Below are 13569 nucleotides of genomic sequence, written 5' to 3'. Positions count from 1 at the left end.
GACCGATCCTACGACAGGTGCCTCCGCCTCGCGGGTGCGGCCCGGCGGTACGGCCTCATGGGCGCGGCCCTGGGTGCGCTGTGCGGCTGTGCACCGCACGCGGGCGCGCCTTCCGGGTGCGACGCGTGCGAAAGCGGCGCGGCCCGACGAGACTCGTACGGATCCGGCGCCGCCGGAAGGATGGAGCCCCGCCCCACATGCCCACCCCACCGCACGCGTTTGACCGGCCGTCCGCCGCACTCGCCATGTCGTCCGGCGCCGCCGAGGCGCTGCTCGGGCCCGATGTGCTCGCCGCGTTCGCCGGAGTCTGCGCGCTCCAGCCCCCGCCCGTCCTCGACGACTTCTCCGGCGAGCGGGCCCGGCAGGTGCTCGGGCGGGCCGAGGTCCTGATCACCGGCTGGGGCTGTCCGCCGCTCGACGAGGCCGCGCTCGCCGCCGCGCCGAGGCTGCGGGCCGTCGTGCACACCGCCGGGTCCGTGCGCGGACATCTCACGCCCGCCTGCTGGGAGCGCGGCATCGAGGTGTCGTCGGCCGCCGCCGCGAACGCCCTTCCGGTCGCCGAGTACACCGTCGCGATGATCCTCCTCTCCGGCAAGCACGTCCTGGAGCGGGCCCGCGCCTTCCAGGCCGCGCGCGACCGCGCCGACCCGCTGAGCACCCCGCGCTCGATCGGCAACTACCGCCGCACCGTGGGGATTCTGTCCGCCTCCCACGTCGGACGGCGCGTCGTCGAGCTGCTGCGCCCGTACGACATCGAGGTGCTGCTGCACGATCCGTACGTGGACGAGGCCGAGGCGGCCGCGCTCGGCGTGCGGGCCGTCGGGCTCGACGAGCTGTTCCGGCTGAGCGACATCGTCAGCGTGCACACCCCGCTGCTTCCCGCCACGCACGGGCTCGTCGGCCGCCGTCAGCTCGCCGCCCTGCGCCCGGACGGCGTGCTCATCAACACCGCGCGCGGGGCCGTGGTCGACCAGGACGCGCTCACCGAGGCGGTGGTGGCGGGCCGGATCCGGGTGGTGCTCGACGTCACGGAACCCGAAGTCCTGCCGCCGGGGCATCCGTTGTGGGACTGCGCGAACGCGCTGCTCACCCCGCACCTCGCGGGCTCGCAGGGCAACGAGTGGCGGCGCCTGACCGATGTCGCGGTGAGCGAGGTGGCACGGTGGGCGGCGGGCGCGGGCTTCGCGCATCCGGTGCGGGCGGACCGGGTGGCGTTCCTGGCGTGAGCGGGGTGCGCAGGGAGCGGGTGTCGGGCGGGGGTGGTCCGGCGAGCGTCAGGCGGGATGGTCCGGCGTTTGCTGGTGGGCGCTAACCGGTGAGGTTCAGGGTGAAGTTCTCGTTGTCGCCCACGTCGAAGAGGCGGAAGCCGCGCGGGCGGCCGCCCGAGCCCGAGGGCCGCCAGCAGCGGTTGAACGCCTGGTCCGGCACCTGGGTGACGTACTCCCCCGCCCAGACCGGGCCGTTGTTGGCGGCCTCGCCGACGAAGAACCACATGCGGCCGTACTGGTTGACGCGGTTGGCGTACACGAGCGCGCAGCGGCCCGGGTCCAGGTTCCACCAGCCCATGATGTGCGGACCCGTGTTGTACAGGCAGGTGTTGTCGTAGAAGCCGATGGAGACGCTCACGCGGGTGTGGAAGCGGTTGCAGATCGTCAGGCCCACGGCTCAGCCCTCCGGCGTCTCTGGCCGGGTCCCCGGCGCCGGTGCGCGCGGCGGGTCCAGCGGGGCCGGCAGGTCCGGTGCCCCCGGGGCCTGCCACGCCTCCGCGTGGGACGCCGCCGGGTCCTGTGCCGCCGCGCACTCGCCCGGCGTCCTGCCGACCGGCGGATCACCGATCGCGCCGCGCGGGTCGGCGCCGTCGGGCTCGGCCGGAGCGGGTGGCATGCTGTCGTCCTCGGACCCCATCTCGTACCCCCTGCGAGCAAGTTGACGGACCGTCGTCGCATCGAGCATGGGGCACGGGCGCCGCCCCGGCCAGCCTCGCGGGGCAGGTGCGAGGTCAGCCTCCGGTCGTGGAGCCCGGCCGCACGATCATCAGGATGGTGACGGCGGCCCACAGGAGGTTGAAGACGCCGGTGACCATGGCGAGTTGGGCGCTGGTACGGGCGTCCGGCTTCACGGCGACAGCGCCGCCGGTCCCGCTCTCGTCATCGGTGGCGCCATCGGTGGCCGCCGCGTCGCCGGACGCCCCGGTGGCACCGCCGCCCGCCGCACCGACGGCCGCGGCCCGCACCGCTGCGACCGCCTCCAACGCCGTCTCCTGGCGCGGCAGCACCAGCACGATGAGGATCACCGCCGCGACGAACGTCAGCGCGATCGACGTGATCAGCCAGGCGCTGCCGAGCACGCCCATGCTGCTCGCCGTCAGGAAGCCGAAGACCACCACGGCGATGGCGGCGCCCGCGTAGACACGGCAGATGCGGTGCAGCGTACGCAGCGTCGTCACCGGGGCCGCGTCACCGGGACCGGCGAGCGCGTCCCGAAGCACCTTGGGGAACATGCTGGCCGCGACGGCGACCGGGCCCACGGCGAGGATGGCCGCGAGGACGTGGAGGATGAGGAACAGCTTCGTCATGGGAGGGCTTTCGCGTCGGGAGGGCAGGCGGGGCCGCGGGGCGGGCGAGGTCAGATCGGTGCGGGTGCGGTCCCGGCGGCGCGCCACACGACACCGCGCTGCTCGTGCGCGAACATCTCCTCGACGGCATGTGCCACGCGCGGCCCGAACTCGCGCTCCAGGAGGTGCAGTCCGAGGTCGAGGCCCGACGTCACCCCGGCGCTGCTGACCAGGTCGCCGTCGTCGACGACGCGGGCCCGCACCACGGTCGCCCCGAGGCCCCACAGGACGTCGAGCGCGTCGTGGTGACCGGTGGCGTGCCTGCCCTTGAGGAGCCCGGACAGCGCGAGGACCAGGGAGCCGCCGCACACGGTCGTCATCGTCACGCCGGGGCGCGCCATGGCGGCCGACAGGAGCGCGGGCAGGTCGGTGCGCTGGGTGCGGGCGATGCGGGACGGGATGCTGTCGTCCTCGGGGTCGGCCTGCCGGGTGGGTCCGGCGGCGCCCGGCACCAGGATCAGGCCGTCGCGCTCCGGGTCGAGCCGCGCGGTGGCGCGGAGGGTGATGAGGTCGAGGCCGCTGGGGACGTCGCGGGCGCCCTCCGCCGAGACCAGTTCGACGGTGATCGCGCCGTCCGTCGCGATGCCCCCGGCGTACAGGATCTCCAGCGGGCCGAGGACGTCGAGCGGGTCGAAGCCGTCGAAGAGGACTGCCTGAACGTGCATGCGAGGTTCCGTTTCCTGGCGGGGACCGCGCCCCGGCGGGGCTCCGGTGCTGTTCCCGTGCTGTTCCCGGCGTCGAGGCTAGTCAGCGCCGATCCCCCTCCGACAGTGGCTGCAATGACAGCTTTCAACGGGATATCGCCAGCGCTGCGCAGGGCCGCTGACACCCGATCGGTGCCCGTTTCCGCAGGCCGTCGGCGCGCGGCGCGGGTGCGTGGGGCCCGGTGGGGGCCGCGAGCGGCGCTTGGCGGGAGTCCGGTGGTGCCGTACGTTGCCGCCATGCACACCGTCGCGTTCCTCGCCCTCGACGACGTCATCCCCTCCGACCTGGCGATGCCCCTGGACGTGTTCAGCAGGACGCGGCTGCCCGGCGAACGGCCGGCCTACCGGGTGCGGGTGTGCGCGGCGGAGCCCGAGGTCGACGCGGGAACGTTCTCGCTGCGGGCGCACCACGACCTGAGCGGGCTCGTGGACGCGGACACCATCGTCGTACCGGGCACGCACGACCCGACCGCGCCGGTGCCGGAGAAGACCCTGGCCGCGCTGCGCGAGGCGGCCGCGGCGGGCACCCGCATCGCGTCGATCTGCGTGGGCACGTTCGTCCTCGCGCAGGCGGGGCTGCTCGACGGCCTGCGGGCCACCACGCACTGGTTCGCCACGGACCACCTCGCCGCGGCCTACCCGGACATCGACGTCGACCCGGACGTCCTGTACGTGGACAACGGCCAGATCCTCACGTCCGCGGGCGCCGCCGCCGGGCTCGACCTGAGCCTGCACATGGTGCGGCGCGACTACGGCTCGGCGGTCGCCGCGGACTCCGCGCGCCTGTCGGTGATGCCGCTCGAACGGGAGGGCGGCCAGGCCCAGTTCATCGTCAACCAGCCGCCCGCGGTCCCCCGGGGCCGGGCGCTGGAGCCGCTGCTGCGCTGGCTGGACGAGAACGCGGCGCGCGACCTCGCTCTCGACGACATCGCCGAGCACGCGGGCCTGAGCAGCCGCACCCTGCTGCGGCGGTTCCGCGAGCAGACCGGCACGACGCCGCTGCAGTGGCTGCACCGGGCGCGGGTCCGCCAGGCCCAGCACCTCCTGGAGACCACGGAGCACCCGGTGGAGCGGATCGCCGCGCAGGTCGGCTTCGGCTCGCCGACCGCGTTCCGGGACCGCTTCAAGCGGGTCGCGGGGGTCAGCCCGCAGGCCTACCGGCGGGCGTTCAGCAGCGCGGGCCGCTGACCCGGTCCACCGCGGCGGCCGTCGGCCCGGCGGTCACGCCCCCGCCGCCTTGCGCGCCACCACCAGCCGCCACCGCGGACTCCCGTCCTCCCGGCGCCCGAACTCCTCCAGCGGCCGCAGCCGCACCGTGAACCCGGCCCGCTCCAGGTCGGCCCGCACCCCGGGCAGCGGGAACGTGCGGTAGTACATGACGAAGGGCGGCTGCCGCAGCGCGTTGCGCGCCCGCATCGCCAGGTCGAAGCCGAGCATGCCCCAGTACCATGGTGACGTGAGTGGCTGTGGCGCGCCGATGGGGAAAGCGAACAGGCCGCCGGGGCGCAGCGCCCGGTGCACCTGGGCGAACAGGCCCGGCCGCTCGGCGGGCAGGAAGTGCCCGAACGCCCCGAAGCTCACGGCCACGTCGAAGCGCTCGGTGAAGGGCAGCGCGCGGGCGTCGGCCCGCACCCAGTGGACCGCCGGGCCCGTGTCCCCCGTCCCGTCCCCCGCGGCCGGTGCCGCCCGCGCCGCGGCCAGCATCCCCGCGCTGAAGTCGACGCCGGTCACCTGCTCCCGGCACATCGGCCGCAGGATTTCCACCCCGGCCCCGGTGCCGCAGCACACGTCGAGACCCGCGGCGAACGGGCCAAGTGGCCGCAGCGCCTCGGCACACGCGTCGAGGATGCGCTCGGGCGTACGGAAGGGCGTGTGATCGAACTTGGGAGCCAGCAGGTCGTAGCCGTGCTCGGTGGAGGACAGCGCCTGCACGGTCAGTTCGCGGAGCGAGGGGCCCTGGGAGGTGAACACCGGCACAGCTTAGTGAGCCCGTGTGGCCAGGATCCGCCTCGTGGCCTTCCGGGCCCGTCGAGCCCTCGGGTAGAGCTTCAGCTGCCGCACACCCGAACCCACTTCACGGAGGTGCACCATGTGCGCACACAGGCAGCCGGGCCCCGATGACCCCACGGCCGACGCCATGGCGGGCAAGACCCGGTTCGACGACATCTACGACCAGCCGGACCCGCGGTCGTACTTCCGCCGCCTCGCCCCGTACGACTACGAGATCCCGCACCACGCCCAGGCCGTCTTCCGCCGCACGCTCGCCGCGCGCCGGGCCGCGCCGCCGGGCCCCGGCCTCACCGTGCTCGACCTGTGCTGCTCCTACGGTCTCAACGCCGCGCTGCTCAACCACGACCTGACCCTCGCCGACCTGTACGCGCACTACGCCGGGGACGGGACGACGGACCTCACCACCAGCGAACTCATCGACCTGGACAAGGAGTTCTACGCGGCCCGGCGCCGCCCGGACGCGGTGCGCCTGGTCGGCGTGGACACCGCCGCCCACGCCACCGCCTACGCCCTCGCCGTCGGCCTCCTCGACGAGGCGTACGCCGAGAACCTGGAGCGCGTACCGCCCAGCCACGGCCTCGCGCGCGCCATGGCCGGCGTCGGCCTGATCACCGTCACCGGCGGCATCGGCTACGTCACGCACCGCACCTTCGACGCCCTGCTGGACGCCGCCCGCCTCCCCCTGTGGGTCAGCGCGTTCGTCCTGCGCACCGTCCCCTACGACCGCATCTCCCAGAGCCTCACCGAGCACGGCCTGCGCACCACGACCGACGCCGGCCGGCTCTATCCGCAGCGCCTGTTCACGGGCCCCGACGAGCAGCGCGACGCCGTCGAGCGGGTGCGGGCGGCGGGCGACGACACCACCGGTCTGGAGTCCGCGGGCCGCTACTACACGCGCCTGTACGAGTCGCGCCCGCGGGCCGTCTGACCCGCGCCCAGGGGCTCGCCCCGGCACGCCGTCCGGGCGTACTCTTGATGGACGGGCGGCTCGGAATGACAGGGGGTCGTCATGCTGCAGGAACTCCTCGCGGCGGGTGCGGTCACGCTCTCCGCCGGTCTGGTGTACGTGATGTCGGCGGCCCGCGTCGTCAAGCAGTACGAACGCGGTGTCGTCTTCCGGCTCGGCCGCCTTTCGGGCACCGCCCGCGGGCCGGGGTTCACCATGATCGTGCCGGGCGTCGACCGGATGCGTAAGGTCAACATGCAGATCGTGACGATGCCGGTGCCCGCGCAGGAGGGCATCACGCGCGACAACGTCACGGTGCGGGTCGACGCCGTCGTGTACTTCAAGGTGGTCGATGCCTCGCACGCGATCGTGCGGGTCGAGGACTACCGTTTCGCGGTCTCGCAGATGGCGCAGACCTCGCTGCGGTCCATCATCGGCAAGAGCGACCTGGACGACCTGCTGTCCAACCGCGAGAAGCTCAACCAGGGGCTCGAGCTGATGCTGGACAGCCCGGCCATCGGGTGGGGCGTGCAGATCGACCGCGTCGAGATCAAGGACGTGTCCCTGCCGGAGACGATGAAGCGGTCGATGGCCCGGCAGGCCGAGGCGGACCGGGAGCGGCGCGCCCGCGTCATCAACGCCGACGCCGAGCTCCAGGCCTCCAAGAAGCTCGCCGAGGCCGCCAAGGAGATGTCCGAACAGCCCGCCGCCCTCCAACTCCGGCTCCTGCAGACCGTCGTGGCCGTGGCCGCCGAGAAGAACTCGACGCTGGTCCTGCCCTTCCCCGTCGAGCTGCTGCGCTTCCTGGAACGGGCCGCGAACCAGCAGCCGCAGGCGACGCCCCCGCCCGCGGAGGCGGCACCGCGGGCCGTGGCCGCGCCGCGGGACGACGCCGCGCCACGGGAGGTCACCGCACCGGCGGTGGAAACGGTTCCGCGGGTCACCGACGGTACGGCGCCGCATGTGGAGGCCTAGGGCCCGTCCGACGGGTCGGCCCCAGGCGGCACCCGGAGCGTGGCCGGTCGTCCGGTCCGCCTCGGCGATTCCTCCGTCACGCCCATTGAGCCCGTCGACGACCGCATGCTAGAAAGCGCTTACTGACCTCCGGTCGCCCGCCCCGCCCCACCCGGCACGTGCCCCGCACCCCTCCTGCACGCCTTCCGCTCCTCGCCTCCCCTGGCCCCCTGGTCCCCCTGGAGCCCCCGCATGCCCACTCCCTGGCCCCGCCGCGCCTTCCTCCTGACCACCGGCACCTCGGCGCTCTCCCTCGCCACGCCCACCACGCCCCCCGCGGCCGCGCGCGACACCGCGACCACGGCCGCCGTCGAAGCCACCGCCGACGCCGACGCGTTCGCCGCCCTGCGCGCCAAGTGGCGCACCCTGATCCTCGGCGAGGGCTTCAGCCCGACCGCCGAGCCGTTCCAGACCCGCCTGGCCCAACTTGGCGCTGATGCCAGGCAGTTGAGGGACACGATGGCCCCGGCGACCGGCTCCCTGTGGCCCGACGCCTCGTACGCCGATCCCGAACCGGACACCGACCAGGAGTCGTTCGGCTACTCCGCGAACCTCGTCACGAGTTGCACCCGGCTCGCCACGATGGCGGGGGCCTACAGCCAGCAGGGCACCGGCCTCACCGGCGACAGCACGCTCAAGTCGGCGATCGTGACCGGCCTCGATCACCTCTACACGCAGGTCTACAACGAGCGGCAGGCGCGCTTCGGCAACTGGTGGAGCTGGCAGATCGGCGCCCCGCAGGCGCTGCTCGACACCTGCGTCCTGATGTACGACGCGCTGTCGGCCGAGCGACTCTCCCACTACTGCGCGGCCGTCGACCACTTCGTACCGGACTCCGCAGTCGCCCAGTACACCGGCACCAGCACCGGCGCCAACCGCGTGGACCTGTGCCGGGTGCTCGCGCTGCGCGGTGTCGTCGGCGCGAACGCGGCGAAGGTCGCGCTCGCCCGGGACGCCCTGTCGCCCGTCTTCCCGTACGTGACCAGCGGCGACGGCCTGTACGTGGACGGCTCGTTCATCCAGCACACCACCGTGCCGTACACCGGCTCGTACGGGTCCGTGCTGCTCGGCGGGCTCGGGCTGCTGTTCGCGCTCCTCGACGGGTCGCCGTGGGAAGTGACGGACAGCGGCAAGCAGATCGTCTTCGACGCCGTGGAGAAGGCGTGGGCGCCGTTCCTCTACAACGGTCTGGTCATGGACTGTGTCGCGGGCCGCGCCATCAGCCGCGGGATCGCCGCGTCCGACGCGAAGAAGGCGCAAGCCGACGACCACCTGCGCGGGCACCCGATCCTGGCGTCGATCGCGCTGCTCGGCCAGGGCGCGTCGGCGGCCGAGAACGCCCGCTGGCGGGGCCTGGTGAAGGGCTGGATGCGCCGCGACTACTACAGCCCGCCGCTCAGCGACCCACAGTTGAGCCTCACCCACCTGGCCCGCCTCAAGGCCGTCGAGGACGACACCGCCGTCACGCCCGTGCCCGAGCCCACCGGCCACCGCCTGTTCACGAACATGGCGCGGGCCACCCACCGCCGCCCCGGCTGGGCCGCCGCCGTCAGCATGGCCGACGCCCGCATCACGTACTACGAGACCGGCAACGGCGAGAACCTGCGCGGCTGGCACACCGGCTCGGGCATGCTCGCGTGGTGGGGCGACAGTTACGCCAACGGCCAGTACAGCGACGCGTTCTGGCCCACCGTCGACCCGTACCGGCTGCCCGGCACCACCGCGTCCCGCAAGGTCCTCGCGGACGGGGCGGGCGGCGACTGGGGCGCGGCGCGGCCGGACGTGAGCTGGGTGGGCGGGGCGAGCGACGGTCAACGGGCCGTGCTGGGGCAGCACTTGAAGGGGCTCCAGAGCACGTTGTCGGCCCGCAAGGCGTGGTTCTGTCTGGACGACACGATCGTGTGCCTGGGCGCGGGCATCAACTGCGCGGACGGCACGGTCGTGGAGTCCACCGTGGAGAACCGCAACCTCGGGCCGAGCGGGCGTTCCCCGTTCCAGGTCGACGGTGTCACCAAGCCCACCACCACGCCCTGGTCGCAGACGCTCACCGGTGCCCGCTGGGCGCACATCGGCGGCCACGGCGGCTACGTCTTCCCCGGCGGGGCGGCCGTCCGGGCCCGCCGCGAGCAGCGCACCGGCAAGTGGAGCGACATCAACAAGGGCGGCGCCACCACCCCGTTGACCCGCACCTACCTCACGCTGCACGTCGACCACGGCACCGACCCCACGGACGCGGCCTACGCCTACATGCTGCTGCCCGGCGCGAGCGCGGCCCGCACGGCGGAGCGGGCCGGGGCCTCCGGCTGGCTGCGGATCCTCGCCAACTCCGGGGCACGGCAGGGCATCAGCGTGCCCTCGCTCGGCTTCACCGGCGTGGCCTTCTGGTCGGGCGGCACGGCCGGGGCGCTCACCGTGAGCGCCGCCTGCGTGGTGCTGGTCAGTGAGCGGCCGGACGGCACGGCGGTGGTGTGCGTCAGCGACCCGACCCGGGCGGCGCGCGCGGGCCTGACGGTGACGTGGGACCGGCCGGTCGCCGCGGTCACCGCGAAGCCCGCCACCGTCACGTCGGCCGGCACCGGCGCGGCCCTGAAGCTCACGTTCGCCGACCTGGGCCCCACGAAGGGGGCGACGCAGAAGATCACTGTGCGCCTCGGGTGAGCCGCCCACGCCCTCGGTACGGCCGCTGCGGGTCCCGCCCGGCCCGGGGCGCTCACCGGACGGGTGGGTTCACCGGACTCCGTCGGGGTCGGCGGCGGGGTCGGTCGCGGCGGCAGGGTCGTGTGGGTGCGGCGCGGCGGGCTTGCGCCGCAGGGTGCCCGGCGCGGGGTGGGCCCCGCGGAACCGCAGCCGCCGGGCCGCGCGCTCGCCCCGGCCGCTCCCCCCGCCCCGGCTCTCCTCCGTCCGGGGTGCGCGCCGCCACCTGCGGCGCAGCTCGCTCGCCAGCCGGGACCGGGGCTGCCAGTCGAGGCCGCTCGGCAGCCCCCAGCCGCGCTTGTACGCGGTGAGGCGCAGGGCGAGGGCCACGGTCACGCCGAGCACGATGCCGAGCGTGGGCTGCTCGGCGTAACTGCACACGACGGTGATCGCGGCGGCGACCACCGCGACGGACGCGTACAGCGCGTTCCCGCCGAGCACCGCGGGGACGCGGCGCAGCATCATGTCGCGCAGCGCCCCGCCGCCGACGGCCGTGATGGTGCCGAGCAGCAGCGCGGGCAGCCAGCCGAGCCCCGTGGCGAGGGTCTTCTGCGCCCCGGCGACGGCCCAGAAGCCGATGACCGCCGCGTCCAGGGCGGTGAAGAGCCGGTCCCAGGCCTCCTGGCTGATGCTGATGAGGAAGGCGATGAACGCCCCGGTGAGCGCGGTCGGCAGGTAGAACACGTCGGTGAGCGCCACCGGCGTGCCGTGCTGGAGCAGGGTGTCGCGGATCAGCCCGCCGCCGAGCCCGGACACCACGCCGACCGCGACGAAGCCGAACAGGTCGAGCCGTTCGGTGCGGGCGATCGCGCCGCCCTGCAGCGCGGCGGCGAACACCCCGGCGAGGTCGAGCCCGCGCGTGGCCACATCCACGCCGTGCGGCGTCAGCAGCTCGGCCATCGCCGCCCGCCTCCCTGCTCCGTTCCGCGCCCGGTGGGTCCCGTACGTCTCCTACGTTTCGTACGTCACCGGGCGGCGGACGGCGACCGGAAGCGGGGCGGACGCCTGCTTCAGGAGCTGGCGGCAGCGGGCAGGCCGGGGCTGACCCGCGGGCGCCCCGGCACCCGGCGCAGGGCGAGGACCATGGTGAGCCCGCCGCCGGGGGTGTCCTCGGCGCTGAGGGTGCCGCCCATGGCCTCGGTGAAGCCGCGGGCGACGGCGAGCCCGAGGCCCACTCCGGCGCCGCGCGGGGAGTCCCCGTACCGCTGGAACGGCTCGAAGATGCGCTCCTTGGCGTCGTCAGGGACGCCGGGGCCCCGGTCCACGACCCGTAGCTGCACCTGGTCGGCCATGGTGCTGGCGGCGACGAGGACGCGCTCGCCGTCGGGGCTGTACTTCAGGGCGTTCTCGATGACGTTGGCGACGGCCCGCTCCAGGAGGCCCTTGTCGGCGGCGACCATGGGCAGTTCCTCGGGGATGTCGAGGCAGACGTGCTCGGCGGAGGCCGCCATCCCTTCGAGGGCGAGCGGGACGACCTCGTCGAGGTCGATCTCGCGGACCATCGGCGTCACGGTGTCGGTCTGGAGGCGTGACATGTCCAAAAGGTTGCCGACGAGGTGGTCGAGGCGGTCGGCGCCCGCCTCGATGGCGGCGAGGAGCTCGGCCTGGTCCTCCTCGGACCACTCGATGTCGTCCGAGCGGAGGCTGGAGACGGACGCCTTGATGCCGGCGAGCGGGGTGCGCAGGTCGTGGCTGACGGCGGCGAGCAGGGCGGTGCGGATGCGGTTGCCCTCGGCGAGCGCCCGGGCCTCCTTCGCCTGGGACTGCAGGCGCTGGCGGTCCAGGACCACGGCGGCCTGGGCGGCGAACGCGCCGAGCACACGGCGGTCCTCGGCGGGCAGGACGCGGCCGGTCAGGGCGAGCGACATGTAGTCGCCGACGGGCATGTCGACGTCGGCGTCCTCGGGGCGGCCGGTATGGGGGCGGGAGCCGACGCCGGCCACGCACGTCCACGGGGCGATGTCGCTCTCGCGCTCAAGGAGCGCCACGGACTCCATGGCGAAGGTCTCGCGTACGCTCTCCAGGAGCGACTCCAGGCTGTTCTCACCGCGCAGGACGCTGCCCGCCAGGTGGGAGAGGATCTCCGACTCGGCGCGCAGCCGGGCCGCCTGGTGGGTGCGGCGGGCCGCCAGGTCCACCACGGACGCCACGGACACCGCCACCGCGACGAAGATCATCAGGGCGACGATGTTCTTCGGGTGGGAGATCAGGATGTGGTGGAAGGGCGGGGTGAAGTAGTAGTTGAGCAGCAGGGACCCGAACGCCGCCGACGCGAGGGCCGGCAGCAGGCCGCCGAGCAGGGCCGACGCCACGGTGAGCGTCAGGAACAGGAGCATGTCGTTGGCGAGGCCCAGCTGGGGCGCCACGCCGCGCAGCAGCAGGGCGAGCAGGACCGGCCCGCCGATGCCGACCAGCCAGGCCCAGATGAGCCGGTCGCGGCCGAGGCGGGCGGCGCGCGGCGTGGCCGACAGGCTGCGGCCCTTGCCCGCCTCGTTGTGGGTGACCAGGTGGACGTCGAGGTCGGGCCCGGACTCGCGGGCGACGGTGGCGCCGACGCCGGGCCCGAACAGGTACTGCCAGCCCCGGCGGCGGGAGACGCCGAGGACGATCTGGGTGGCGTTGACGCCGCGCGCGAACTCCAGGAGAGCCGCCGGGATGTCCTCCCCTATCACCTGGTGGAAGGAGCCGCCCAGATCCTCCACGAGGGTGCGCTGGATCGCGAGTTCCTTGGGCGAGGCCGCGGTGAGGCCGTCGCTGCGGGCGATGTAGACGGCGAGGACCTCGCCGCCCGCGCCCTTCTCGGCGAGCCGCGCGGCACGGCGCAGCAGGAAGCGGCCCTCGGGTCCGCCGGTGAGGCCGACGACGATGCGTTCGCGGGCCTGCCAGGTGGAGCGGATGTTGTGCTCGCCCCGGTACTGCTGGAGGTACTCGTCGACCCGGTCGGCCACCCACAGCAGCGCCAGCTCGCGCAGGGCCGTGAGGTTGCCGGGGCGGAAGTAGTTGGACAGGGCCGCGTCGACCTTGTCGGCCTTGTAGATGTTGCCGTGCGCCATCCGGCGGCGCAGCGCCTGCGGCGACATGTCGACCAGCTCGACCTGGTCGGCGCGGCGCACCACCTCGTCCGGCACCGTCTCGCGCTGCCGGACGCCGGTGATCGACTCGACCACGTCGCCGAGCGACTCCAGGTGCTGGATGTTGACGGTGGAGACCACGTCGATGCCCGCGGCAAGCAGCTCTTCGACGTCCTGCCAGCGCTTGGTGTTGCGCGAGCCGGGGATGTTGGTGTGCGCCAGCTCGTCGACCAGGGCGACGGTCGGGGCGCGCTCCAGGACGGCGTCCACGTCCATCTCCGTGAACGTCGCGCCGCGGTACTCCAGCTCCTTGCGGGCCACCTGCTCCAGGCCGTGCAGCATCACTTCCGTACGGGCACGGTGGTGGTGCTCCACGAAGGCCACGACACAGTCGGTGCCGCGTTCGATACGACGGTGCGCCTCGGACAGCATCGCGTACGTCTTGCCGACGCCCGGTGCCGCCCCCAGATAGATCCGAAGCTTGCCGCGTGCCATGTATCTCGTCTCTGCGCTCGG

12 protein-coding genes are annotated in these 13569 nt (G+C 74.0%); 5 read left to right on the top strand and 7 right to left on the bottom strand.

The annotated features are described in order from the left end of the window. The first annotated feature begins 197 nt into the window (after positions 1-197). Positions 198-1226, top strand: a complete 1029-nt coding sequence (locus tag IE274_RS07920) for a hydroxyacid dehydrogenase (RefSeq protein WP_190114902.1) — start codon at positions 198-200, stop codon at positions 1224-1226. 82 nt (positions 1227-1308) lie between these two features. Here the strand turns inward: IE274_RS07920 and IE274_RS07915 are convergent, their stop codons facing one another. The 4 genes from IE274_RS07915 to IE274_RS07900 all read right to left on the bottom strand — a co-directional run bounded on the left by IE274_RS07915 (position 1309) and on the right by IE274_RS07900 (position 3279). Next, entirely contained in the window at positions 1309-1662 is a 354-nt protein-coding gene (locus tag IE274_RS07915) for a DUF1036 domain-containing protein (protein WP_190114901.1), read from the bottom strand. A gap of 3 nt (positions 1663-1665) precedes the next feature. Continuing rightward, positions 1666-1884: a hypothetical protein gene (locus IE274_RS07910; RefSeq protein ID WP_190114900.1), complete on the bottom strand. Its 219-nt coding sequence runs from the start codon at positions 1882-1884 to the stop codon at positions 1666-1668. A gap of 115 nt (positions 1885-1999) precedes the next feature. After that, positions 2000-2575, bottom strand: coding sequence for a hypothetical protein (locus IE274_RS07905; protein ID WP_190114899.1), 576 nt, complete (start codon positions 2573-2575; stop codon positions 2000-2002). A gap of 50 nt (positions 2576-2625) precedes the next feature. Beyond that, complete coding sequence (locus IE274_RS07900) at positions 2626-3279, bottom strand: DJ-1/PfpI family protein (protein WP_190114898.1); 654 nt, start codon at positions 3277-3279, stop codon at positions 2626-2628. Positions 3280-3555: 276 nt separating this feature from the next. Here IE274_RS07900 and IE274_RS07895 point away from each other — a divergent pair, with 276 nt between their 5' ends. Beyond that, complete coding sequence (locus IE274_RS07895) at positions 3556-4506, top strand: GlxA family transcriptional regulator (protein WP_190114897.1); 951 nt, start codon at positions 3556-3558, stop codon at positions 4504-4506. Between the two features lie 33 nt (positions 4507-4539). Here IE274_RS07895 and IE274_RS07890 read toward each other — a convergent pair whose 3' ends face one another. Then, on the bottom strand, positions 4540-5289 hold the full coding sequence (locus IE274_RS07890) for a class I SAM-dependent methyltransferase (protein ID WP_190114896.1): 750 nt from the start codon (positions 5287-5289) through the stop codon (positions 4540-4542). A gap of 118 nt (positions 5290-5407) precedes the next feature. On the opposite strand from IE274_RS07890, the gene IE274_RS07885 reads away from it, so the two are divergent. From IE274_RS07885 to IE274_RS07875, 3 genes are all read left to right on the top strand, one after another. Beyond that, the gene (locus IE274_RS07885; RefSeq protein WP_190114895.1) at positions 5408-6256 is read left to right on the top strand and encodes a hypothetical protein; all 849 of its coding nucleotides are present in this window, start codon (positions 5408-5410) and stop codon (positions 6254-6256) included. Positions 6257-6337: 81 nt separating this feature from the next. Further along, entirely contained in the window at positions 6338-7249 is a 912-nt protein-coding gene (locus IE274_RS07880) for a slipin family protein (protein WP_190114894.1), read from the top strand. Positions 7250-7480: 231 nt separating this feature from the next. Then, complete coding sequence (locus IE274_RS07875; RefSeq protein WP_190114893.1) at positions 7481-9946, top strand: polysaccharide lyase 8 family protein; 2466 nt, start codon at positions 7481-7483, stop codon at positions 9944-9946. A 69-nt stretch (positions 9947-10015) separates the two neighbouring features. Here the strand turns inward: IE274_RS07875 and IE274_RS07870 are convergent, their stop codons facing one another. Together IE274_RS07870 and IE274_RS07865 are read right to left on the bottom strand one after the other, a co-directional pair. After that, a complete protein-coding gene (locus tag IE274_RS07870) occupies positions 10016-10882 on the bottom strand; it encodes a trimeric intracellular cation channel family protein (protein WP_190114892.1) in 867 nt (288 codons plus the stop codon). Between the two features lie 110 nt (positions 10883-10992). Then, positions 10993-13548 carry an ATP-binding protein gene (locus IE274_RS07865; RefSeq protein WP_190114891.1) on the bottom strand — a complete coding sequence of 852 codons (2556 nt, stop codon included), beginning with the start codon at positions 13546-13548 and terminating at the stop codon, positions 10993-10995. Positions 13549-13569: the final 21 nt, after the last annotated feature.

The sequence above is a fragment of the Streptomyces flavofungini genome, from assembly GCF_014650815.1.
Lineage (GTDB): Bacteria > Actinomycetota > Actinomycetes > Streptomycetales > Streptomycetaceae > Streptomyces > Streptomyces flavofungini.
The sequence above is the reverse complement of the archived record's forward strand: the minus strand, read 5'-3'. Positions and strand labels throughout refer to the sequence as shown.